15 protein-coding genes and 1 pseudogene are annotated in these 21337 nt (G+C 63.0%); 10 read left to right on the forward strand and 6 right to left on the reverse strand.

What is annotated here, in order from left to right; translation table 11 throughout:
• Positions 1-121: 121 nt before the first annotated feature.
• From OHD62_RS25890 to OHD62_RS25900, 3 genes are read left to right on the forward strand one after another with little or no spacing between them, the layout of a single operon-like run.
• On the forward strand, positions 122-3118 hold the full coding sequence (locus OHD62_RS25890) for a tyrosinase family protein (RefSeq protein ID WP_263788661.1): 2997 nt from the start codon (positions 122-124) through the stop codon (positions 3116-3118).
• Positions 3119-3144: 26 nt separating this feature from the next.
• Positions 3145-3780, forward strand: coding sequence for a DUF1326 domain-containing protein (locus OHD62_RS25895; protein ID WP_263788663.1), 636 nt, complete (start codon positions 3145-3147; stop codon positions 3778-3780).
• Positions 3777-4532, forward strand: a complete 756-nt coding sequence (locus OHD62_RS25900; protein WP_263788665.1) for a DUF2182 domain-containing protein — start codon at positions 3777-3779, stop codon at positions 4530-4532. Before OHD62_RS25895 ends, OHD62_RS25900 begins: the two co-directional genes overlap by 4 nt.
• A 117-nt stretch (positions 4533-4649) precedes the next feature.
• On the opposite strand, the gene OHD62_RS25905 is transcribed toward OHD62_RS25900, so the two are convergent.
• Positions 4650-5348, reverse strand: a complete 699-nt coding sequence (locus OHD62_RS25905) for a corrinoid protein (protein ID WP_263788666.1) — start codon at positions 5346-5348, stop codon at positions 4650-4652.
• 291 nt (positions 5349-5639) lie between these two features.
• Between OHD62_RS25905 and OHD62_RS25910 the strand changes: the two genes are divergently transcribed.
• From OHD62_RS25910 to OHD62_RS25930, 5 genes and pseudogenes are all read left to right on the forward strand, one after another.
• Positions 5640-7214: a trimethylamine methyltransferase family protein gene (locus OHD62_RS25910; protein ID WP_263788668.1), complete on the forward strand. Its 1575-nt coding sequence runs from the start codon at positions 5640-5642 to the stop codon at positions 7212-7214.
• Positions 7215-7308: 94 nt separating this feature from the next.
• Positions 7309-7983 carry a hypothetical protein gene (locus OHD62_RS25915; RefSeq protein ID WP_263788670.1) on the forward strand — a complete coding sequence of 225 codons (675 nt, stop codon included), beginning with the start codon at positions 7309-7311 and terminating at the stop codon, positions 7981-7983.
• Positions 7984-8087: 104 nt separating this feature from the next.
• Positions 8088-8785: pseudogene (locus OHD62_RS25920) on the forward strand (dienelactone hydrolase family protein).
• Positions 8786-8875: 90 nt separating this feature from the next.
• Positions 8876-9436 (forward strand): RNA polymerase sigma factor, encoded by a 561-nt coding sequence (locus OHD62_RS25925; protein WP_263788672.1) that lies wholly within the window; start codon positions 8876-8878, stop codon positions 9434-9436.
• A gap of 2 nt (positions 9437-9438) precedes the next feature.
• On the forward strand, positions 9439-11517 hold the full coding sequence (locus OHD62_RS25930; protein WP_263788674.1) for a vWA domain-containing protein: 2079 nt from the start codon (positions 9439-9441) through the stop codon (positions 11515-11517).
• Positions 11518-11642: 125 nt separating this feature from the next.
• Here the strand turns inward: OHD62_RS25930 and bmt are convergent, their stop codons facing one another.
• Both bmt and OHD62_RS25940 read right to left on the reverse strand, forming a co-directional pair.
• Positions 11643-12659 carry a betaine--homocysteine S-methyltransferase gene (bmt, locus tag OHD62_RS25935; protein WP_263788676.1) on the reverse strand — a complete coding sequence of 339 codons (1017 nt, stop codon included), beginning with the start codon at positions 12657-12659 and terminating at the stop codon, positions 11643-11645.
• A 104-nt stretch (positions 12660-12763) separates the two neighbouring features.
• The gene (locus tag OHD62_RS25940; protein WP_263790151.1) at positions 12764-13606 is read right to left on the reverse strand and encodes a helix-turn-helix domain-containing protein; all 843 of its coding nucleotides are present in this window, start codon (positions 13604-13606) and stop codon (positions 12764-12766) included.
• Between the two features lie 228 nt (positions 13607-13834).
• Here OHD62_RS25940 and OHD62_RS25945 point away from each other — a divergent pair, with 228 nt between their 5' ends.
• Both OHD62_RS25945 and OHD62_RS25950 read left to right on the forward strand, forming a co-directional pair.
• Positions 13835-14845 carry a fatty acid desaturase gene (locus OHD62_RS25945; protein ID WP_263788678.1) on the forward strand — a complete coding sequence of 337 codons (1011 nt, stop codon included), beginning with the start codon at positions 13835-13837 and terminating at the stop codon, positions 14843-14845.
• 91 nt (positions 14846-14936) lie between these two features.
• Complete coding sequence (locus OHD62_RS25950) at positions 14937-15737, forward strand: phosphate/phosphite/phosphonate ABC transporter substrate-binding protein (RefSeq protein ID WP_263788679.1); 801 nt, start codon at positions 14937-14939, stop codon at positions 15735-15737.
• An 18-nt stretch (positions 15738-15755) separates the two neighbouring features.
• Here the strand turns inward: OHD62_RS25950 and OHD62_RS25955 are convergent, their stop codons facing one another.
• The 3 genes from OHD62_RS25955 to OHD62_RS25965 form a co-directional block, all read right to left on the reverse strand.
• On the reverse strand, positions 15756-17123 hold the full coding sequence (locus OHD62_RS25955; protein ID WP_263788682.1) for a M24 family metallopeptidase: 1368 nt from the start codon (positions 17121-17123) through the stop codon (positions 15756-15758).
• Positions 17120-18634: an ArnT family glycosyltransferase gene (locus OHD62_RS25960; RefSeq protein WP_263788684.1), complete on the reverse strand. Its 1515-nt coding sequence runs from the start codon at positions 18632-18634 to the stop codon at positions 17120-17122. Before OHD62_RS25960 ends, OHD62_RS25955 begins: the two co-directional genes overlap by 4 nt.
• Positions 18635-18722: 88 nt before the next feature.
• Positions 18723-21305 carry a GcvT family protein gene (locus OHD62_RS25965; protein ID WP_263788686.1) on the reverse strand — a complete coding sequence of 861 codons (2583 nt, stop codon included), beginning with the start codon at positions 21303-21305 and terminating at the stop codon, positions 18723-18725.
• Between the last annotated feature and the right edge of the window lie 32 nt (positions 21306-21337).

The following is a 21337-nucleotide window of genomic DNA, read 5'->3' on the forward strand; positions in this document are numbered from 1 at the left end:
CGGTTTGACTCAGCATCTCCAAGGGCGGCGGTTTGTGGAAGCGCCGGCCACCCGCCGGAGATTGCCTGCGATTGTCTTGAGTGCCGGCATTTGACGGAGAATGACCGACAGGAGGGTGACCATGACGTGCCGAAGAAATCAGGCAACGCTCAGCAGTACGGAAAGACAGGCCTTTACCGCCGCCGTTGTCGCCCTCAAAAAAGCCCCAAGCCAGTTGGGCGAAGCGAGTCGCTATGACGATTTCGTGCGCGAGCACGTGGACTCGATGGCGAGCGGGGCCGGCTGGGCGCATCGCGGGCCGGCCTTCGGCCCATGGCATCGCGAATATCTGCGCCGGTTCGAACTCGAACTGCAGAAAATCAATCCCAACGTGACGCTGCCCTACTGGGATTGGACAGTTGACAACTCACCCGATCCGAACCAGGCGGGCAGCCCGTGGACGGCCGATTTCATGGGCGGAGACGGTGATGGAAGCAGCATCGTCACCACAGGTCCGTTCCGGCATGCAGCGGGTGACTGGGACCTGAACATCAATACCGATGGCACCGGCCCAGAGTTGCGCCGCAAGTTTGGGGATGGGGCCGGAACCTTGCCATTACCGTCCGAAGTGGCCAATTGTCTCCTCGAGAGCCCGTATGACTCATCGCTCTGGAATCTGGGCGCCTCGCCGAGCTTCCGTGACCGTCTCGAAGGCTGGCACGGCCTCGGTTCGATCCACAATCGTGTCCATCTGTGGGTCGGCGGAAGCATGTTGCCCGAGAGTTCGCCCAACGATCCGATATTCTGGCTGCATCATTGCAACGTCGATCGCCTTTGGGCGCTGTGGCAACGCGATCATCCGGGAGGGACGAATTACCGGCCGCGCGGCATATCGGGCGAAACGGGTCCTGCCGGCCACAACCTCAATGATTCCATGCAGCCCTGGGGTGGGGCGACGACGGTGGCCAGCACACTCGATCATCGCAGCATGGGCTATTGGTACGATACGGACCCGGCCGAGATCACGCTTGCGACGCCGTCCTTGTCCTTCAAGGACGTGCCCGAGGGTATAGGCGGGGCCGGTCGCACGACCTACCGGGCCGTCGTCTTCGAAGTGCGCTCCTGCATGCCGACCGCCTTCGAGATCGTCGCCGGACCAAGTGGCGGCTTCACCACCACCGCACTCGGCACCAGCGTCAATGTCCCGTCGAACCCGGGCAACGGTCCGGCCTATGGTCGACTCTGGATCGCCTATACCTCGACCAATCCCGGGGACGTGGCCAATGGCAGCGTCACCGTCGCCGAAACCGGCACGGCGAACCAATGGGTCATTCCAATCACGGCCAACACGATTGCCCGGCCAAAATCGGCGGTGGTTTTCGCGCTCGACCGTTCGTGGTCTATGACAGGCAATGCCGGCGACGGCACGACGAAAAACCAGAAGCTGAAGGAATCGCTCGGCGTCTTCGTCGAAACCATGCTCGAGGGAGACGGCATCGGCATCGTCAGCTACGACGATGTCGTGGGCCGCCTTTTCGATGTTATCGATGCGGGTCCGCAGCCGCCCGTTGCAGGTTCGGGCCGCGACAAGGCGGCAGCAGTCATAGCGGGCAATGACCTCGATCCGCGCGGCAACACCGCGATTGGGGCCGCTCTGGTCGAAGCACAGTCTGCCATTGACGACGCGCAACAGGCCGCATCGCCGCCCTACGACAAGACCGCCATCGTCGTTCTGACCGACGGCATCGAAAACGTGCCGCCGATGATTGGTTCGGTGATGGGCTCGATCACCTCGCCGACCTATGCGGTCGGTCTCGGACTGCCCAATGAGATCAGCGTGTCCGCGCTGGACGCACTCGCCCAGGCGACAGGGAAATATCTTCTGATCACCGGCACGCTCAACCAGGATCAGCGCTTCCGACTCAGCAAGTACTTTCTACAGATCCTTGCGGGGGTGACCGGAGCCGATATCATTGTCGACCCCACGGGCGATCTTGTCTTCGGCCCAACGGTCCGCATCCCCTTCGATGTCACCGACGCCGACTACGGCACAGATGCGATTATCGTCTCGTCGCTGGCTCAGGCCATCGACTTCCGTCTGGAGGCACCGGACGGCACGATCCTTGATCCGTCCGCTGTCGCCGGTTACGGCGAATGGGTGGTGCGCCGCAATGTCGCCTATTACCGCTTGCCCTTACCGTTCGGAGGACCCGGCAGCGCCATCCATGGCGGGCGTTGGCATGCCGTGCTCACGCTCGACAAGGGTCTCGTAAAGAAGCTGCTCTCTGACGACAAGCGACGCGAGGAGCTTCTACAGGAGCTGCGCACAGGTGGAGTGCCGTACAGTTTCATCGCCAATGCCTATTCGACGCTGAGTTTCGGCGCCACTTGCCAACCCGGCAATGTCGATCCCGGCAAGGCCGCTCGGGTATCCGCCGCCCTGACCGAATATGGCGTTCCGGTCGACGGACGGGCCAAGGTCTGGGTCGACGTCATTGCTCCCAATGGGGGGGGCGGGACGGTCGTGCTTGTCGAGACCGAACCGGGGGTCTTCTCCGGCGACATAGGCACCCATCTGCCCGGACTTTACGCCCTGCGGTGCCGGGCCCGCGGCACGACACTTTACGGCCTGCCCTTCACCCGCGAAGTCACACTCAGCCTCTCCGCGCTGGGCCAGAAGGGCCAGCCGGTGCCCGGCGAGCAACCGTGGGGTAACAGGGCCGAGACCGAAGGTACGCTGCTTGACCTCATCGAATGCCTGATCGGTCATGTCAAAGGCGAGCCGTTCGGGATTCCTGCCGAGCAGATTCGGGAGTGCCTGAAGAAAGTCCGCTCGGCACGGCGGGTGAAGAGTATTAAAAAGACGGACGCAACACCCGGAGCCGCAGCCATGGCCCTCAAGACAACGCCGAAAACGCCCAAAATTGTAACGCTTGCCGAAGCGGAGCCGGTTCCACCGCCGCCGCCTGATCATGATCACGAAGGCCCGATGTTCGGCCTTAGCCCGGAGGACCGTGCCCTTGGCGAGGAGAAGCGGGCACGCGTCGTTGCCGAAGAAATGAGGACGATCGAGGCGGCATCCAAGCGCAAGAACGCCAAGCGCGGGCGGCGTGCCCATGGCCATGGAGGCGACCAATGACACAGCATCATGGATCGCCAGTCGATGTGCTCGACGCACGCGAAGTGGCCTATGAAATAAAAGGCGATTTCCTCGAAGTCTGCGACTGCTTCACCATATGCCCGTGCTGGGTCGGGCGGAGTCCCGATGAAGGCCGATGCACAGGTGTTTTTGCCTGGGTAATCAACAAGGGCAAGATCGATGGGACGGATGTGTCCGGCCACAGCGTGGTGAGTGTCTCAACACATGAGGGGCATCGCGAAAATTCCCAACAGCGCGTCATGCTCTTCGTCGACGATGACGCGAGCGATCGCGAAATGGCGGTCCTCGCCGGCGTCTTCAGCGGTAAGTCGGGCGGCCCGCTTGCCGAACTTTCCCGCCTTCTCGGCGAACTCCTCCTGGTTCAGCGCACCAGCATCGACGTCTCTTTCTCGGGTCGTCAGGCGACACTCACTGTGGGCCGGCTCATCGAAGCGGAGGGTGCAACGCTGGTCGGTTCGACCGGTGAGGTGACGACCCTTTCACATGCCCGGCTTTCCACCGTTCTGGGCGAAACGGCGGAGGTTGGCGTGACACGACGGTTCAAGGTCGGGCTGCCGGCATACGGCATGGACTGCGACCTGAAGGGCCGGAGCGCGATGCGAGGGTCCTTCCACTACGCCCACAAGCCCGCGTCGAAATGACCACGCAACGTCTCTTCCTGCCGCTTGGCGTTTTGGCGTTGGCCGGCGTGAGTTTGCTTGTGCTGCAGTTTGGCCAGACCGCCGGGTGGATCCAGCATGGCGCCAGACCGCCCCTCCTGCCGGTGCTGAACTGGGGCGTGCTGTTTGTCGCCAGCTGGACGCTGATGACCGGAGCGATGATGCTGCCCTCGTCGGTGCCTTTTCTGCGGGCCGCCGATCGCCTGGCGGGGACCGCGGTTTTGCTCGGGGCAGGCCTCGGCTTCACTCTCGCCTGGGTGGCGGCTGGTGCGGCGATCTGGGCCATGCTTTGGATAACGAGCCCACTCCTTGCCGGACTGAGGCCTGGGCAAGCCGAGTGGATCGCCGGGGCGACGCTGACGCTTGCCGCGCTTTATCAACTCAGCCCGGTGGCAAACAGCTGCCAGCAAGCCTGCGCTCAGCCCTTCGGCGTGATAGCCAGGCATTGGCGGGGCGAGAGCAAACTGTCCGAGAGCGTCGTGGCTGGCCTCGACTATGGCGCCCATTGCATCGGCTGCTGCATACCCATGATCGCCCTCATGCTCGTCGTCGGTATGAGCGACGTTTTCTGGATCGTGGCGCTGGGCGTGCTGATGATCGCGTTGAAACACCCGGCGATCGGTCCATGGCTACGCCTGCCCCTCGCCGGTGTGCTCGCTGGAATGGGTATCGCCATCGCTGTCGGCGCCTGGACCGTTCCGCTCCACGCGCTGCGCTTATTGTGCTCGTCCTGAAGTCGGCATGGTCCGCAGTTTGACCACGGCCGCGGAGCGATCAACGCCCCCGATGCCGAGAGCCTGTCGATCCGATCTGTCAAATTCCGCGACTACGGCGTGGCGCCATCGAACTTGTCAGGCCGAAGCGCGCACATTGTGCTTGCGCTTCATGAAATCCTTGGCCGTCTCGACCGCCACCGCCGCGTCGCGGCAATAGGCATCGGCGCCCACCGCCTTGCCGAATTCCTCGTTGAGCGGCGCGCCGCCGACCAGCACGACGTAGTCGTCGCGGATGCCCTTTTCCTTCATCGTATCGATGACGACCTTCATATAGGGCATGGTCGTGGTCAGCAGCGCCGACATGCCGATAATGTCGGGTTGGTGCTGCTCGATGGCGTCCAGGTATTTCTCGACCGCATTGTTGATGCCGAGGTCGATGACGTCGAAGCCGGCGCCTTCCATCATCATGCCGACAAGGTTCTTGCCGATGTCGTGGATGTCGCCCTTGACGGTGCCGATCACCATCTTGCCCTGCTTCGGCGCGCCGGTGGCGGCAAGCAGCGGACGCAGGATGAACATGCCCGCTTTCATCGCGTTGGCGGACAGCAGCACTTCGGGAACGAACAGAATGCCGTCGCGAAAATCCTCGCCGACGATGCGCATGCCTTCGACCAGCGCCTCGGTCAGCACCTTGTAAGGCGCCCAGCCGCGCTCGAGCAGGATCTGGGTTCCTTCCTCGATCTCTTCCTTCAACCCGTCATAAAGGTCGTCGTGCATCTGCTGCACGAGTTCCTCGTCGGAAAGCTCGGAAAGGATGATCTCGTCGTCGGCCATTTTTTCTCGGGCTCCTTGCCGCGTGGGATAATCACGGCAGCTCAAAAATATTGCGTCAATACCTAACCCGTGAGGGCCGCTTGTCCATAGCTGATTTGCGACTTCCCGCAAAAGGAAAGCGACCGCAAATCTATTGGAATTCTTGTCGATTTTGCGACAGGCGTTGGCGCTGGCGAGCCGTTTCGAATAGGGTGCATGGCTACGATCCGGCCAGAAGCTGCAGTATGCGGCCGCAACGGATTTCTGGCCGGAACAGAATTCAGGCCGGAACAGATTTAGGGAAGAACGATCATGAGTGAGAACGCGCCAGTCGATCAGGAAGCGTCAAACGCCCGACGTGGCCGCGCTGCCAGCGGCGGTGCTGCTGCCCGGCGGGCGGCGCGCTCGGGCGGCGGCCCCGGCACCCAGCTCACCTACATCAAGCGCAAGATCAACGTCTATGAAGTGCTGGACGAGGAAGGGCTGGCGCTGATCGAGAAGAACACCGATACGGTGCTGGAGGAGATCGGTATCATCTTTCGCGACGACGCCGAAGCACTGCAGCTGTGGAAAGAGGCCGGCGCCGACGTCAAGGGCGAGCGCGTGCACTTCCCCAAAGGCCTCTGCCGCTCGCTGTTGAAGACCGCGCCGTCCGTCTATACCCAACATGCCCGCAATGCGGACCGCTCGGTGCAGGTCGGCGGCAACGCCACGGTGTTCGCGCCGGTCTATGGGCCGCCCTTCGTGCGCGACCTCGACGGCGTCCGGCGCTATGCGACGATCGAGGATTTCCGCAATTTCGTGAAGCTCGCCTATATGGCGCCGTCGATCCACCATTCGGGCGGTACTGTGTGCGAGCCGGTCGACGTGCCGGTCAACAAGCGCCATCTCGACATGGTCTATTCGCACATCAAATATTCGGACAAGCCGTTCATGGGCTCGGTGACCGCGCCGGAGCGTGCCGAAGACACGGTGGCGATGGCCAAGATCGTGTTCGGCGACGATTTCGTCGAGAACAACACGGTGCTGACCAGCCTGATCAATGCCAATTCGCCGATGGTGTTCGACGAGACGATGCTGGGCGCGCTGAAGGTCTATTCGCGCCACAACCAGGCCTGCATCGTGACGCCATTCATCCTCGCCGGCGCGATGAGCCCGGTGACGGTCGCCGGCACGCTGACGCAGGTTCTGGCCGAGGTGCTGGCCGGCGCATCGTTCACGCAGTTGATCCGGCCGGGCGCGCCGGTGCTGTTCGGCACTTTCGCCTCGTCGATCTCGATGCAGTCGGGCGCGCCGACCTTCGGCACGCCGGAACCGTCGCTGGTCTCCTATGGCGCGGCGCAGCTCGCGCGCCGGCTTGGCCTGCCGTTCCGCACCGGCGGCTCGTTGTGCGCCTCGAAGATACCGGACGCGCAGGCGGCCTATGAGAGCGCCAACACGCTGAACTCGACAATCCTTGCCGGCACCAATTTCGTGCTCCACTCGGCCGGCTGGCTCGAGGGCGGGCTCGCCTCCTGTTACGAAAAATTCATGATGGACATCGACCAGCTCGGCATGACGCAGAAGTTTTCGGAGGGCGTCGACCTGTCGGAGAACGGCCAGGCGATGGACGCCATCCGCCAGGTCGGTCCCGGCAGTCACTATCTCGGCTGCGATCACACCCAGGCCAATTTCCAGACCGCCTTCTACCGTTCCAACATCGCCGACAACAATTCCTACGAGCAGTGGCTCGCCGAAGGCGAGAAGACCGCGCCGCAGCGGGCCAACGAACTCGCCCGCCGCTGGCTGGAAAGCTACGAGGCGCCGTATCTCGATCCGGGCATCGATGACGGTCTGAAGGACTTCATCGCCACGAAGAAGGCGTCGATGGCCGACGCCTTCACGTGAAAGGAGCCCGAGTCAGGCGGGGCTAAAGTCGCCAACATCATTCACAAGGAAGTCTGGCGGAGCGCCTTCTCCGACCCGGACAAGAAGGGATGATTTGCGCGGCCGGATCGAAAGCATCGCAGCAGCGCTGGCCCGTGACGGCCTGATCCTTCGCGGCGGCTTCAATTTTGCCGATGGAGAGGAGGCAACTCCCGGCCTCTCCGGCGCAAAATCCGTGCTGCTGGTGGGGCAGGCGGGCGCCGCACCTTGGCCGCATTTCCTGCGCTGGCGCGAACGGCAAGCGCAGGCCATCGCCAATCCGCTCGACACATGGTCGCGCGAGGTGATCGGCGCGGTGGCGCAGGATTTTGGCGCGCGGGCGGTCTCGCCTTCGGACAAGCCCTATCTGCCGTTCCAGCAGTGGGCGATGCGGGCGGAGGGACTGAAGCCGTCGCCGCTGGGCATCCTCATGCACCCGCTATACGGGCTCTGGCACGCCTATCGCGGCGCGCTGCTGTTCGAGGATGAGATTTCGGCTCGGCCGGCTGAAGTGGCGATACACCTTTGCGATGCATGTGTCGAAAAACCTTGCCTGAAATCCTGCCCGGTCGAGGCTTATTCAACCAAAGGATTCGCCTATCAGTCCTGTCTTGGGCATGTGCGCGGACCGAATGGCGAACCTTGCCGCACCGGCGGCTGTCTCGACCGTAACGCCTGTCCCTATGGGACTGCCTACCGCTACCCGGCCGAAGTGCAGGCATTTCATATGGCGGCGTTCGCGGCTCTCTAGCCCGTCATGCAATCCAGCACGAAGTGTTGACCTGACACAGGGAAACGTCTTGCCCTGCCGGCCCGCCGGGCTATGTATCGCGCGGCAATTGAATGGAGCGGGCCATGGCGAAGCAGGACATTCAGATCACGACCAGGGACGGCATCGCCAAAGCCGGACTGTTCCGCTCGGCTGCGACCACGGCCGGCATCATCCTCTACATGGACGCCTTCGGCCCGCGACCGGCGCTCGACGGCATGGCCGAGCGGCTGGCGGGCGAGGGCTATGCGGTGCTGGTGCCGGACCTCTTCTACCGCAACGCGCCCTATGGTCCATTCGACGCCAAGACCGGATGGCGCTGGTCAGCGGCACGACGCAGGAGATGACCATCAGCGACAGCGGCGCGTTTCTCGACGCGCTGGCTGCCGAGGGCGTCACCGGACCGGTCGGCACAGTCGGCTATTGCATGGGCGGCGCGCGCGCACTGAACGCTGCCGCCTCCTATCCTGAAAGGATAAAAGCCGCCGCCAGTTTCCATGGCGGCAATCTGGCCAGCGACGCCGCCGACAGTCCGCACCGCAAGGCGGCGTCGATCAAAGCAAGGGTCTATGTCGGCACGGCGGGCGTTGACGGAAGTTTTCCGCCAGAGCAGTCGGCGCGGCTGGCCGAAGCGCTCAGGGCGGGCGGAATCGACCACACACTCGAAAATTATGTCGGCATGGCGCATGGCTGGTGCGTGCCGGACCACAGCGCCTTCGATGCGACCGGCGCCGAGCGTCACTGGAAGCGGCTGACCACGCTGTTTGCCGAGACGCTGGGGTAGGGCGCCGACGGTCACTGTCTGACCACCCTTCCAAAAAAATCTTTCCATCGCCCAAGGAATCGCCACTAGCCTTCGTCCAACAGGCAAATGATGGCGATGATGCTGGATGAAAGCGAAGCCTCCGACGCCGAATTGATCGAGCGGGCGAAGGACGGAGACAGGGGTGCCTTCGGCAAATTGCTCGAAAGGCACTATGGCTTCGTCTATCGCGCCGCCTATCGCTGGTGCGGGAAAAAGGCCGACGCCGAGGACATCGCCCAGGAAGTCTGCGTCCGGCTCGGCCGGGCGATCCGCGACTATCATGGCAGCGGTGCCTTCACGACCTGGCTCTACACCATGACGCTGAATGCGGCGCGCGACATGATGCGCAAGACCGCCCGCGAGACGGTCAAGACCGAAGCCTATGGCGCCTACGCGCTGATCTCGGGAGAGGCGCCGGCCGAGCCGGAAGATCCGGCCGAGGCGCTTTGGGCGGCGGTGCGCAAGCTGCCGGACAAGCAGCGCGACGCGGTGCTTCTGGTTTATGGCGAAGGGCTCAGCCACGCAGCCGCCGCCGAGGCGATGGCGATCTCGGAGACGACGGTTTCCTGGCACATCCATGAAGCGAAAAAACGGCTGAAGACGTTGATGCGTTCAGCCGGGGAAGTGTGACCATGGTCGACGACAACGAACTCAACAGGCTGCGCGACGCAGCTGTACCGGCGCCGGACACCGACGCGAAGGCGCGTGCCTTCGAGGCCGCCATGCGCGCCTACGACATGGACGAAAAAATTGACACCGTCGCCCAAGGATCGGCGAACGGGCTTCGTCTCACAGAGCGAGCACAAAAGCTCTGGAGCGAAATCATGCCAAAGAAACTCTTCGCCACGCCGGCTATTGCCGGGCTCGTCGCCCTGCCGATCGCCGGATACGCCACCATTTATATGCTGCAGGAGCAGTCGCTCCACTCCAGTGGGGGCGGGAAGATCACCGAAACGCTGGCCGACAAACCAGCCACAGTGAAGCCGCTGACGGTAGCCGAGCCCGAAAAGCAGAAGAAAGCCGACACTGACAGCGAAAGCCGCGACGCGACCGAGGCGCTCGCCGCGCCGGCCTCGCCGCCGAAGGCCGAGGCACCGGCCACGACAGAGTACGCAACATTGCCGGCTCGAAAGCAGGCGCCTGCGCCGGCGCCCAGCAGGGGTTTTGCGCTGGATGGCGGTGCCAATGGCGCCGCGCAGGCCGGCCGCATGCCCGGCGCCGAATCCAAGCTGATGGTGCAGCCGCAGGCCATGCCGGCCGACCAGATGCTGCCGCCTGAGCAAAACCGCGACCGCGTCGAGGATTTCAAGACCAATCCGGTGCGTGCAGCGCTTGAAGACCCGGTCTCGACCTTCTCGATCGACGTCGACACGGCATCCTATTCCTTCGTGCGGCGCTCGCTGAAGGAAGGTGCTTTGCCGCAGGCCGACACGGTCCGCGTCGAGGAGATGATCAACTACTTCCCCTATGACTGGAAGGGGCCGGACACTGCCTCGACGCCGTTCAACTCGACGGTCAGCGTCATGCCGACGCCGTGGAACGAGCACACCAAGTTGATGCATGTCGCCATCAAGGGTTTCGACGTGAAGCCCGCCGAGCAGCCCAAGGCCAATCTGGTCTTCCTGATCGACGTCTCGGGGTCGATGAACGAGCAGGACAAGCTGCCGCTCCTGCAGTCGGCCTTCCGCCTGCTGGTCAGCAAGCTGAAGCCCGACGACACTGTCTCGATCGTCACCTATGCGGGTGACGCAGGCACCGTTCTCGAACCGACCAAGGTCTCGGAGAAGGACAAGATCCTCAATGCCATCGACACTTTGAGGCCGGGCGGCTCGACGGCCGGCGAGGCGGGCATCAAGGAGGCTTACCGGCTGGCGCAGAAGTCCTTCGTTAAGGACGGGGTCAATCGGGTGATGCTGGCCACGGATGGCGACTTCAATGTCGGCCAGACCGACGATGACGACCTGAAGCGGCTGATCGAGCAGGAGCGCAAGACCGGCGTGTTCCTGTCGGTGTTCGGCTTCGGCCGTGGCAATCTGAACGACCAGATGATGCAGACCATTGCGCAGAACGGCAACGGCACGGCCGCCTATATCGACACTTTGGCCGAGGCCGAGAAGGTTCTGATCGAAGACGCGTCCTCGACGCTGTTCACCATCGCCAAGGACGTGAAGATCCAGGTCGAATTCAACCCGAACAAGGTCTCGGAATACCGGCTTATCGGCTATGAGACCCGCGCCTTGAACCGCGAGGATTTCAACAATGACCGCGTCGATGCCGGCGAGATCGGCTCGGGCCATTCGGTCACCGCGATCTACGAAATCACGCCGAAGGGCAGCGGCGGCGAACAGATCGATCCGCTGCGCTACGGCCAGGCTTCGGTGAACAATGGCGGGGTCGCCAACGCCGACGAATATGCCTTCGTCAAGATCCGCTACAAGCTGCCGAACGAGGATGTCTCGAAGCTGATCACCACGCCGGTGACTTCAGCCAATGAAGTCTCGTCCTTCGACCAGGCCAGCATCGATCAGCGTTTCTCCGTCGCCGTCGCGGCCTTCGGCCAGAAGCTGCGCGACGAGGATGCGACGGCGAAGTTCGGCTACGACAAGATTGTCGAGATTGCCACTGCCGCCCGGGGAGCCGACCCGTTCGGGTACAGGTCCGAGTTCCTCTCGCTTGTGCGCCTTGCCTCGGCGCTGGGCGGCAATCGGTAGTGGCGATGACGGCCGGGTTCCTTCAGATGGGGTCGTTCTGATAGGGGAAACCGGCCCACGGGCGGGTGAGGCAGGCCGGCAGGGGAAACCTTGCCGGCCTTTTTTCAACCGGGCCACGAACCGCGTCAGGCGCGGCTGCGCCGGCGCTCGCGGCGGGCTTCGCTGGTCTCGGCGGTGTTGGCCGTCGCCTGCTTGTTGCGCATCGGGCCGATGCGCTCGACGATCGTCTCGACGGTCGGGCGATCCGACCGGGTGTGCGCGTCAAGCGCCTTGCGCATGGCGGCGAGGTGCTGGAACGAGGTGCCGCAGCAGCCGCCGACGATCCTGGCGCCGGCATCGACTGCGAGCCTGACATAGTCGGCCATCAGCTCGGGCGTGCCGGAATAGTGGATCTCGGTGCCGCGAAATTCCGGAATGCCGCAATTGCCCTTGACGATCACCGTTGCCTCGGGCTTCGCCTCGGTCATGTCGAGCAGCGAGGCGAGAATGTCGGAGGCACCGACACCGCAATTGGCGCCGACACCGAGCGGCGCTTGCGACAGTCCGTCGACGACGCCGTGGATGTCCTTCGGCAGCAGGCCCATCATGGTGCGACCGGCGGTATCGAAGGAGCCGGTATAGGTATAGGGCAGGCCGACGCGGATGGCGGCTTCGGCCGCGGCGCGGATTTCGTCCGGCGCCGACATGGTTTCGATCCAGGCGACTTCGGCGCCGCCGGCCTTCAGGCCTTCGATCTGTTCGGCGAAAGCCTCGACCGCCTCGTCATAGGTCATGGCACCGAGCGGCACCAGCAATTCGCCGGTCGGGCCGACCGAGCCGGCGACGATGACCCTGCGGCCCGCTTTGTCGGCGACGGCGCGGGCGATCTCGGCGGCGCGCTGGTTCAGCGCATGCACGCGGTCCTGCGCATGATGCAGCTTCAAGCGGTGGCGGGTGCCGCCGAAGGAGTTGGTCAGGATGATATCGGCGCCGGCATCGACAAAGTTCTGGTGCAGGCTGGTGATGGTGTCGGGCGCGGTCTCGTTCAACAGCTCGGGGGCCTCGCCGGCCTCCAGCCCCATGGCGAACAGATTGGTGCCGGTGGCGCCATCGGCGAGCAGAACGCCCTTTTCGGCAAGCAGCGCGTCGATCGGGTTGGTCATGGTGAATACGCCTTCCGGGAATTCTTTGGGCCGGGATTTTCTTTGAGATAAGGATATAAAGAATTCTTTATATGGCGTCAACGTCGAGAGCGCGTCGTCGCCTGTCAAAAGCGCATTTGAGCCAGCCTTTGCGTGAAGCTCGCGGCCTCATGCGCGTTGACGTCGGCGGCGCGGATCAGATTGTCGAAATGGCTGGTGAGCGTGCGGACCGGCTGGGTCGCGTTGAGCACCAGATACATGTCGCCGACATAGATGGCGGCGCGGTAAGGCCCGAAGATCGTGTAGGGGATCGAATAGCGCATCCGCCCGTCATAGAGAAACAGGCGGAAGGTGGGATAAAGGTCGTCGAGCAGCGTCGCCATATGGAGAAGCTGCTGGTGGCGGTCGGCTTCGGGGAAACGATCCCATACGCCCAGCCCGCGCGCAAAGATCTCCAGCGTATGGCGCGGCATGCAGACCTCCATGTCGGTTTCCGGCCGCCGGTTGTATTCGATGCGGTACTGCGTCTCGCCGGCCTGGGCCTCGCGGCTCTTGTTGGTGATGCCGGCTTCATAGTCGACCAGCGCCTCGGTGCGCAGAAGGTCCGGAATGCCGGCCGGCACGTAGCGGATTTTCGTGCCTGCGGCCTCCGCATGCCATTTGGCCAGCAGCGTGCGGTCGAAGCCGTCGGGCGCCTCCTCGATCTCGAGACTTTCTCGAATTTCGCCGGTGACGCCCTCGTCCTGGCTGAGGCCGAGCAGCCAGTCGAGAGACACCTTGAATTCGGCGGCGATGTTGAGCAGCGTCTCGGCACGGGGGAGGCGCGTGGAAGCGCCGGAGAGAAGCTGCGAAAGCGCGGACCGGTCGATGCCCACGGCCGTGGCGAAAGCCGACTGGTTCAAGTCTGACCGTGTCAAGAGCATTTTCAGGCGCTCGCGAAAGATCGTCGACAGGTCGCGCTTGTCCATCATTTTTGCTCCGGCTCCTGGAGGAAAAATTTGCGCTGAAGCCGCCAAGGTTGCGCCGCAGGCGTAAATGAATCCTCAGGCTTGTTTACAATAGATAACATGTGCGGCTTTAAATGCGCAATCGCAACAGTTTGTGCACTTTGTCGCGTTGCAGCAACCCAACACTCCTGACACAATGCTGTCAGGAATCAGAGGGGTTCCGGCGACTGAAAGGCAGTGGTCGATAGCATGACGAACACGGGTAATAGACGACGCAGTGCAACGGCCATCGAATGGCCGACCGTGTTTCTCGCATTTTTCTGCTACGGCATCTGGATCGTCACCGGCTTTCTGGTCTGGCCGTCCTACCCGATCCTGGCCCTTGCCATACTGTCCTTCACCGCCGCGCTGCAATCATCGATCATGCACGAAGTGTTGCACGGTCATCCGACCCGCAATGCGCGGATCAACGAAGCTTTCGTCTTCCTGCCGATCGGTCTTGTCTGGCCTTACCGTCGTTTCAAGACCATCCATCTGCGCCACCATGCCGACGAGCGGCTGACCGATCCGCTGGACGATCCCGAGAGCTACTACAAGGCGCTGTGGCACCATGACGAATTGCCGCCGGCGATGAAATTCCTGCTCAGGATCAACAACACCATGGTTGGCCGCCTCGTGCTCGGCCCGTGGCTTTCCTGCATCGGCTTCTTCATCGATGATGCCAAGCAGATAATTGCCGGCGACAAGGCGATCCGCAAGGCATGGCTGCTGCATGCCATCGGCCTCGCAGTCGTGTTGCCTGTCGTGCAGTTCGGCTTCGGCATCCCGCTGTGGCTCTACATTCTGGTGCCGGTGTGGCTCGGCCAGTCGCTGATCTCGATCCGCACTTTTGCCGAGCATCAGTGGTCGGAGCATCCGGAAGGCCGCACGGTGATCGTCGAGCGTTCGCCGCTGTCCTTCCTGTTTCTCAACAACAATCTGCATTTCGTCCATCACAAGAGCCCGACTGTGGCCTGGTACCGGCTGCCGAAACTGTTTGCCGACCGCCGTGACGAATGGCTGCGGATGAACAATGGCTACGCCTATCCGAATTATTTCGCGCTGCTCAAGGCATATGCCTTCAAGGCGAAGGAGCCGATCGTCCACCCCGTGCTCAGGCGCGCACCGGAACCGGGCAGGGCATTCAAGCCGCGCGTCAGGGCGCGCAGCCTCAATGGGCTAGGCAGCGCGCCGGTTCCGGCTGAGCCGCCGAAGGAATAATTTTATGACTTTGCCGCGCTAGCGGCTAAGCTTGCCCGGGCGCCTGGCGCCCATGACCCTATCAATCCTCTGGCAACGGTCGATTTCCGGCATGAGCGAATTCATTGCGGCTTTGCCGATGTATGACTGGCCCGAGGCCAAGGACGAGGTCGACGCCCAATGGGCGCGATTGCGAGATGCTTTCCGGCAAAACGGCATCGACGCGCCGGAAGCCACTATTCGCCGCAATGGCGACCTGCCGCCGGTGCCGGATGGTATTCGCGATGCCGAGGGAAAGCTGCTCGCTCCTGATCCTGCGTCACTGCCGCCGGACGAGCTCGACTTTCACAAGCTCTGGCTGCATCCGGCACTACTTTTCGCGCAGACCTGCTGGGGGCCAATGGAACTCGGCCTTGCCAGCCAAGTCCAGGTGATCGGCCAGCCGAGCTATGACGCCTATGAGGGTGGGCAGGGCGAGCTCTATTCGAGCGCGCTGGTGATGCGGGTGGGTGAGGCGCCGTCAGTTGCCTCGCCTAACGACGGCAGGCCCTCGATCCCGCTCGATCTGATGCGCGGCAAGCGGTTCACCTTCAACAGCGTCGATTCCATGTCCGGCTTCATCGGCCTGACGCGCGACCTGGAGGCAATGGGCGAGAGTCTGGACGTCTTCGCCTCGCGCGGCACAAGCGGCGGCCATCGCGGCTCGATCGTTGCGGTCGCCGAGGGCAGGGCCGATGTCGCGGCCATTGACTGTCAGAGCTGGGCGCTGGCGCAGCGCTTCGAGCCAGCGGCGCAAAAAGTAGCAGTCGTCGGCTGGACGGGGCGGCGCAAGGGCTTGCCGTTCATAACCGCCAGAACCACACCGGAAGAGACCCTCGCTGCGTTGCGCCAGGCTGTCGCGGCGGTTGGCTGAAATCCGGTCCGAGGGCGATCAGCCGCCGAGCAGCCGCTCATCGAGCGGATAGGTCGAAAGCTGCTCATTGCCGGTTGCGGTGATCAGGATCTGCTCCTCGATCTTGACGCCCTCGTGGCCGCCAAGTCGGCCGATATAGCTCTCAACGCACAGCACCATGCTTGGCTCCAGTACGCCATAGGGCGTGTCTTCGGTCCAGTCGCTGGCATGCGGCAGCGTCGGGTATTCGTCGGCCAGGCCGACGCCGTGATAAAGCACGCCGTAGCGGGTCGGGAAGCAATCGCCTGGCGGCACTGCCGAGCGTTCGACAAGATCGCGGAACGATGTGCCCGGCCGCATCAGTTCGGTGTTGTGGGCGATCTGATCGGCGGCGATGCGGAAGAGGTCACGCTGCTCGTTCGACGGTTTTGCGTCGCCGCAAAGCCAGGTGCGCGAAAGATCGGCGCAGAAGCCGTAAGGGCCGATCAGGTCGGTGTCGAACGCAACGAGATCGCCGGCTTCGATGATGCGGGACGAGCATTCCTGGAACCATGGGTTGGTGCGCGGGCCCGACGACAGCAGCCGGGTTTCGATCCATTCGCCGCCGCGCGCGATGTTGCCGCGGTGCAGTTCGGCCCAGAGCTCGTTTTCGGAGAGGCCTGGCTTTAGCGCCTTTTCCATCTCGCCCATCGCCGCTTCGCAAGCGACGATCGCCCGGCGCATGGCCAGGATCTCGTCGGCCGATTTGAGCAGCCGCGCGTTCTCCATCACCGCTTCGCCATTGCCGATCGAAATGCCGAGGCGGGCGAGTTCCTCGACGCCCTCGGGGTTGATGTGATCGATGGCGATGCGGTTGTTGCCGCCGCCATGCTCCTTCACCAGATCGGCGATGCCAGCCGCCCAGCGGCGCACCTTCAATTCGGTCAGTTCGCCGCTGTAGAGATACATCCACGACACCGCCGGCCGCACCTCGTCGACGACACCGGAATGGTCGGAGAGATGCTCGCAGGAGAAATAGTCGAACAGTACCACCGGGCCTTCGGTGGCGACGAAGCAATGCCTGGTCGGATTGTGCGCGACCCAGAGCTGCATGTTGGTCGAATCGGTCGCGTAGCGGATGTTGACCGGGTCGTAGAGCAGGACTCCCGCATAATCGCGGCGCTTGAGCTCGGCGCGGATACGGTCGAGCCGATACTTGCGCATGATGGGCAGGTCGGGAGCGGCGATGCCGGCGGCGTGCCATTCGGCTTCCGCCAGTACGCCATAGCCCAGCACATGCTGGTTGAGTCCGGCGGCCTTCTGCCGCGACTCCTGGCGCAATGCATCGATGGAGCCAGCTTCGTCCGGCTCGAACGGCATGATCTTGCGGTGACGGCCGAACCGTCGCTCGGTGCCTTGCTCGTTCATTTTGCGTCCTGCTTCTTCAACCTGACGACGTTTACGAGCCTGCCGTCCTTTGAGCCGAAGAATTCGGGAATCCTGAGGCTGCGGCTTGCGCCATCCATGTCAAAACCTGCCTGATGGATGCGCTCCAGGATCTCTGGCTCCGGGTTTGGCTTGTCAAGCCAGACCAGAACGGCGGGCTCCTGCAGCAACGCAGCGAAACCCGGCACTTCTTTTCCGAGGACGACAAGGTTGGGATCGGCGAGCCTGAGGTTTCCGACCCAGTGCCAGTCCGACGTGACCGTCTTGATCGCGCCACCCGCAGTCAGGCCGCGGTACAAGGTCTGGTAGTCCAGACGGACGACACGCCCCTGGCCCTTTCCGCCATAGACCTGATAAGCCCAAGTCCCGGGTACGATCAGAATGGCCAGTGCGGCTGCAACGGTGATGACGAGGTTTTGCGCGGTCCTGCCTTTGTCGCCAAGAGCATCCATGCGGACCGCGAAAGCGACAGGAAGAAAAAGCAGGATCGGCAGCAGCCAGCGGTCCTGGAACCGGGTGGCGCCGCTGGCGAGCACCAGGATGATGGTGATGCAGATTCCGAAGCCGAGAATGCGCCATACCAGTTTCTCGGAATCAGGAAATCGTTCGCGCAAATCCGATGGAACGACCCGTCCCGCCAGCATTGCCACCTCAAAAATCACGACCGGCAGGATGGCAAAATTCAGCGCGGCCTGGCCGAGGTCGAGGATGCCGTTCAGTGCGACGAGAAGGGCGCCGTCGCCGTCATCGATGCCGAATTTGTAGCTGCGCGCCAGCAACTCACCCGGATGGGTGGCGTTCCAGTACAGTGTCGGCACACACACCAGTAGTGCCATGATCAAGCTGATCGCGATCTGCGGACGCAAGATGGCCTGGCGCGCTTCGCGCAACGACAAAGTCGCCGCCAGCATTGCGGCAATCAGGATGAAATTGTTGTATTTCGCCAGGATGGCCGCGCCGACCGCCACCCCGAACAGGACATAGGCCAGTAGCGACTTGCGCTGCAAAAGCTGGACGAGCGCCAGCAGCAGCACGCCCGAAAGACACAAGGCGGCGACGCTGTGCGACAAGGTGTGCTGCATTTCCCAGATCACCTGGGGAAACAGCCACAGGCCGAACATCGAGGCTACCGCCGTACGCTGGGAGTATCCCAGTTTGCGCACGGCGATGAAGACCGACGTCAGCCCGATGAAAATCAGCGAATATTTCAGGATTTTAAGCGTAACGATGCTGGTTCCAAACACCGACGACATCAGCCAGCCGAGCCAGGAATAGAGCGGCGGCTGCGAGCCGCCGTAGCCTGCCCATAAAAACCGCATATACATCAGCTGTTCGGAGTCATCGACGCCTACTCCGGTTCCCGCCCAGAGGCTGACCAGCGGCAACACGGCGATCTGAATGCAGCAGTAAAGGGCGACCATGGCCATCGCCGCGGGGAAGGGGCCGATCCTGCCCTCGGCAAGCCATTCGGCCCATTTCATGGAATACTTCAAGGAATTCTCATCGCCCCATGACGGCATAGTTGCCGCTGGCTCCGCTAGCATGAAGACCTTGCCCCGCACAATGCAGCTCTGATCGCTCCTAGGTCCGCATCTTCTCGCCACTCGGATCGAAAGGCGGCTCGACATTGATGCGGGCCGGGCGCCGGTGGCCGAGGATCTCGATCTCGAACAGTCCTGCACTCTCGTCCTCGGCAAGGGCCGCCGGCACATAGCCCTGCGCCATCGACTTCTGGACATAGTGCGCGTAGCCGCCGGAGGTGACCCAGCCGACCACGCGCCAGTCACCATCGACAATGCCGCGTACGGCCGAGGCGCCTTGCGCGGCCTTCGAGCCACGCACTTCCTTGCCTGAGGTGTCGAAGCGCGGCGCGCCGTAGCCATGCGGCTTTTCCACCGTGCCATAGTCCTTGCTGACCTTGGCCCAGATCGGCTCGTCGCCCATCACATCGGCGTCGGCCGCGTCGACGAAGAAGGAGACGCGGCGCAGTTTTGGACCTTCCGCCTGTTCCTTGGCGGCGGCCTCGCGGCCGATGAAATCGTTCTTCTCCAGTTTGATGAAGCGGTCCATCGAGCCTTCGAACGGACCGTAGATCGGGCGCAGTTCGCGGAACCAGGTCGGGAAGTTCTTTTCGAGGCGCATCGACAGCAGAGCGCGCATGCCGAAATCGACGAGGCCAAACTCCTCGCCGGCCTCCTTGATCGCATGATAGACGAGGCGCTGATAGGCCGGCGCCATCCAGATCTCGTAGCCAAGGTCGCCGGTGTAAGTGATGCGATTGACCATGCAGGGCGCGCCGCCGACGGCCATCTCGCGGAAATCCATGAAGCGGAAGGCCTTGGTCGAGATGTCGACATCGACGAGCTTCTGCAGCAGGTCGCGGGATTTCGGTCCGGCGATCGAGAGACCGACAAGCGTCTGGTCGAAGCGGTGGATGCGCACGCTACCGTCCTTCGGCAGATGCTTCTCGAACCAGCGCATGTGGTATTTCTGCGCGGCGGACGAGCCCCAGATCATGAAGCGGTCCTCACCATCCCTTGGGCCGGCCTTGGCGATGGTGAAGTCGCCGATGAGCTTACCGAATTCGTTGATCATCGGCGTCAGCACGATGCGGCCGGTCTTCGGCATGCGGTTGGTCATCAGCCGGTTGAGGAAGTCTTCCGCTCCCGGTCCCGATACCTCGTATTTGGCGAAGTTGGCGATCTCGGTGACGCCGACCTTGTCGCGCGTGGCGCGCACTTCCTCGCCGATCGGGTCGAAGTCGTTTGAGCGATGGAAGGAGACGATGTCCTTCGGCTCCTTGCCCTTCGGCGCGAACCAGAGCGGAGTCTCGAGACCCCAGCTATCACCCATGACGGCGTTGTTGGCCAACATCGTGTCGTAGAGCGGGGTCGTTTGCGCCGGCCGCGCGGCCGGCAATTCCTCATTGGGGAAGCGGATCGAGAAGCGGCGCGAATAGTTCTCGCGCACCTTGGCGTTGGTGTAGCGAAGGCTTGCCCACTCGCCGAAGCGGGCCACGTCCATGCCCCAGACGTCGAAGCCGGGATCGCCATGGACCATCCAGTTCGACAGCGCGAGACCGACGCCGCCGCCCTGGCTGAAACCGGCCATGACAGCGCAAGCGCACCAGAAATTGGTCAGGCCCTGCACCGGGCCGACGAGCGGATTGCCGTCGAGCGCGAAGGTGAAGGGGCCGTTGATGATCTGCTTGATGCCGGCCTTCTCGATGCCGGGGAAGTGCTTGAAGCCGATTTCCAGGGATGGCGCGATGCGGTCAATGTCGGGCTGCAGCAGCTCATGGCCGAAATCCCAGGGCGTGTTGACCGGCGACCATGGCTTGCAGGCCTTCTCATAGGTGCCGAGCAGGATGCCGTTGCGCTCCTGGCGGGTGTAGATCTCGCCCTTGAAGTCGAGCACGCCGATCATCTCGCGGCCGGTCGATTTGTTGAATGCCTCGACCTCCGGCATCGGCTCGGTCAGCAGATACATATGCTCCATCGCCAGCACCGGCAGTTCGACGCCGACCATGCGGCCGATCTCGCGCGCCCACAGGCCGCCACAGTTGACGACGTGCTCGGCCTTCACCGTGCCTTGCTCGGTGACGACGTTCCAGGTGCCGTCGACCTCCTGCGTCAGTTCGACGACGCGGTTGCGCAGCACGATCTCGGCGCCGAGCTTTTTGGCCGCCTTGGAGTAGGCGATGGTTGTGCCGGAAGGGTCGAGATGGCCCTCGACCGGATCCCACATGGCGCCGACGAAGTTGGTCTCGTCCATCAGCGGGAACATCGCCTTGGCCTCGGACGGCGTGATCAGCTCGGTGTCCATGCCGAGATAGCGGCCCTTGGCGTGGGCAAGACGCAGGAAATCCATGCGCTCCGGCGTATCCGCCATCATCACACCGCCGGTCAGATGCAGCGAGCAGGACTGGCCGGAAATCTCCTCGATCTCCTTGTAGAGCTGCACCGTGTAGGCCTGCAATTTGGCGACGTTGGGGTCGCCGTTCAGCGTGTGGAAGCCGCCCGCCGCATGCCAGGACGAACCGGAGGTGAGCTCCGAGCGCTCGATCAGCATGATGTCGGTCCAGCCGGCCTTGGCCAGATGATAGAGCACCGAGCAGCCGACGACACCGCCGCCGATGACAACTGCTTTGACGTTGGATTTCATAAAGTTAGGTCCGTTTTTGTGTAAACTGAATC

Source organism: Mesorhizobium sp. YC-39 (genome assembly GCF_025753795.1).
In the GTDB taxonomy this organism is placed as follows: Bacteria; Pseudomonadota; Alphaproteobacteria; order Rhizobiales; family Rhizobiaceae; genus Mesorhizobium.

What these genes read in the sequence shown, in the direction of transcription:
- OHD62_RS25890 (WP_263788661.1), top strand. Translation starts at nt 122, where the DNA reads ATGACGTGCCGAAGAAATCAGGCAACGCTCAGCAGTACGGAAAGACAG.
- OHD62_RS25900 (WP_263788665.1), top strand. Translation starts at nt 3,777, where the DNA reads ATGACCACGCAACGTCTCTTCCTGCCGCTTGGCGTTTTGGCGTTGGCC.
- OHD62_RS25905 (WP_263788666.1), bottom strand. Translation starts at nt 5,348, where the DNA reads ATGGCCGACGACGAGATCATCCTTTCCGAGCTTTCCGACGAGGAACTC.
- OHD62_RS25910 (WP_263788668.1), top strand. Translation starts at nt 5,640, where the DNA reads ATGAGTGAGAACGCGCCAGTCGATCAGGAAGCGTCAAACGCCCGACGT.
- OHD62_RS25925 (WP_263788672.1), top strand. Translation starts at nt 8,876, where the DNA reads ATGGCGATGATGCTGGATGAAAGCGAAGCCTCCGACGCCGAATTGATC.
- OHD62_RS25930 (WP_263788674.1), top strand. Translation starts at nt 9,439, where the DNA reads ATGGTCGACGACAACGAACTCAACAGGCTGCGCGACGCAGCTGTACCG.
- bmt (WP_263788676.1), bottom strand. Translation starts at nt 12,659, where the DNA reads ATGACCAACCCGATCGACGCGCTGCTTGCCGAAAAGGGCGTTCTGCTC.
- OHD62_RS25940 (WP_263790151.1), bottom strand. Translation starts at nt 13,606, where the DNA reads ATGGACAAGCGCGACCTGTCGACGATCTTTCGCGAGCGCCTGAAAATG.
- OHD62_RS25945 (WP_263788678.1), top strand. Translation starts at nt 13,835, where the DNA reads ATGACGAACACGGGTAATAGACGACGCAGTGCAACGGCCATCGAATGG.
- OHD62_RS25950 (WP_263788679.1), top strand. Translation starts at nt 14,937, where the DNA reads ATGAGCGAATTCATTGCGGCTTTGCCGATGTATGACTGGCCCGAGGCC.
- OHD62_RS25955 (WP_263788682.1), bottom strand. Translation starts at nt 17,123, where the DNA reads ATGAACGAGCAAGGCACCGAGCGACGGTTCGGCCGTCACCGCAAGATC.
- OHD62_RS25965 (WP_263788686.1), bottom strand. Translation starts at nt 21,305, where the DNA reads ATGAAATCCAACGTCAAAGCAGTTGTCATCGGCGGCGGTGTCGTCGGC.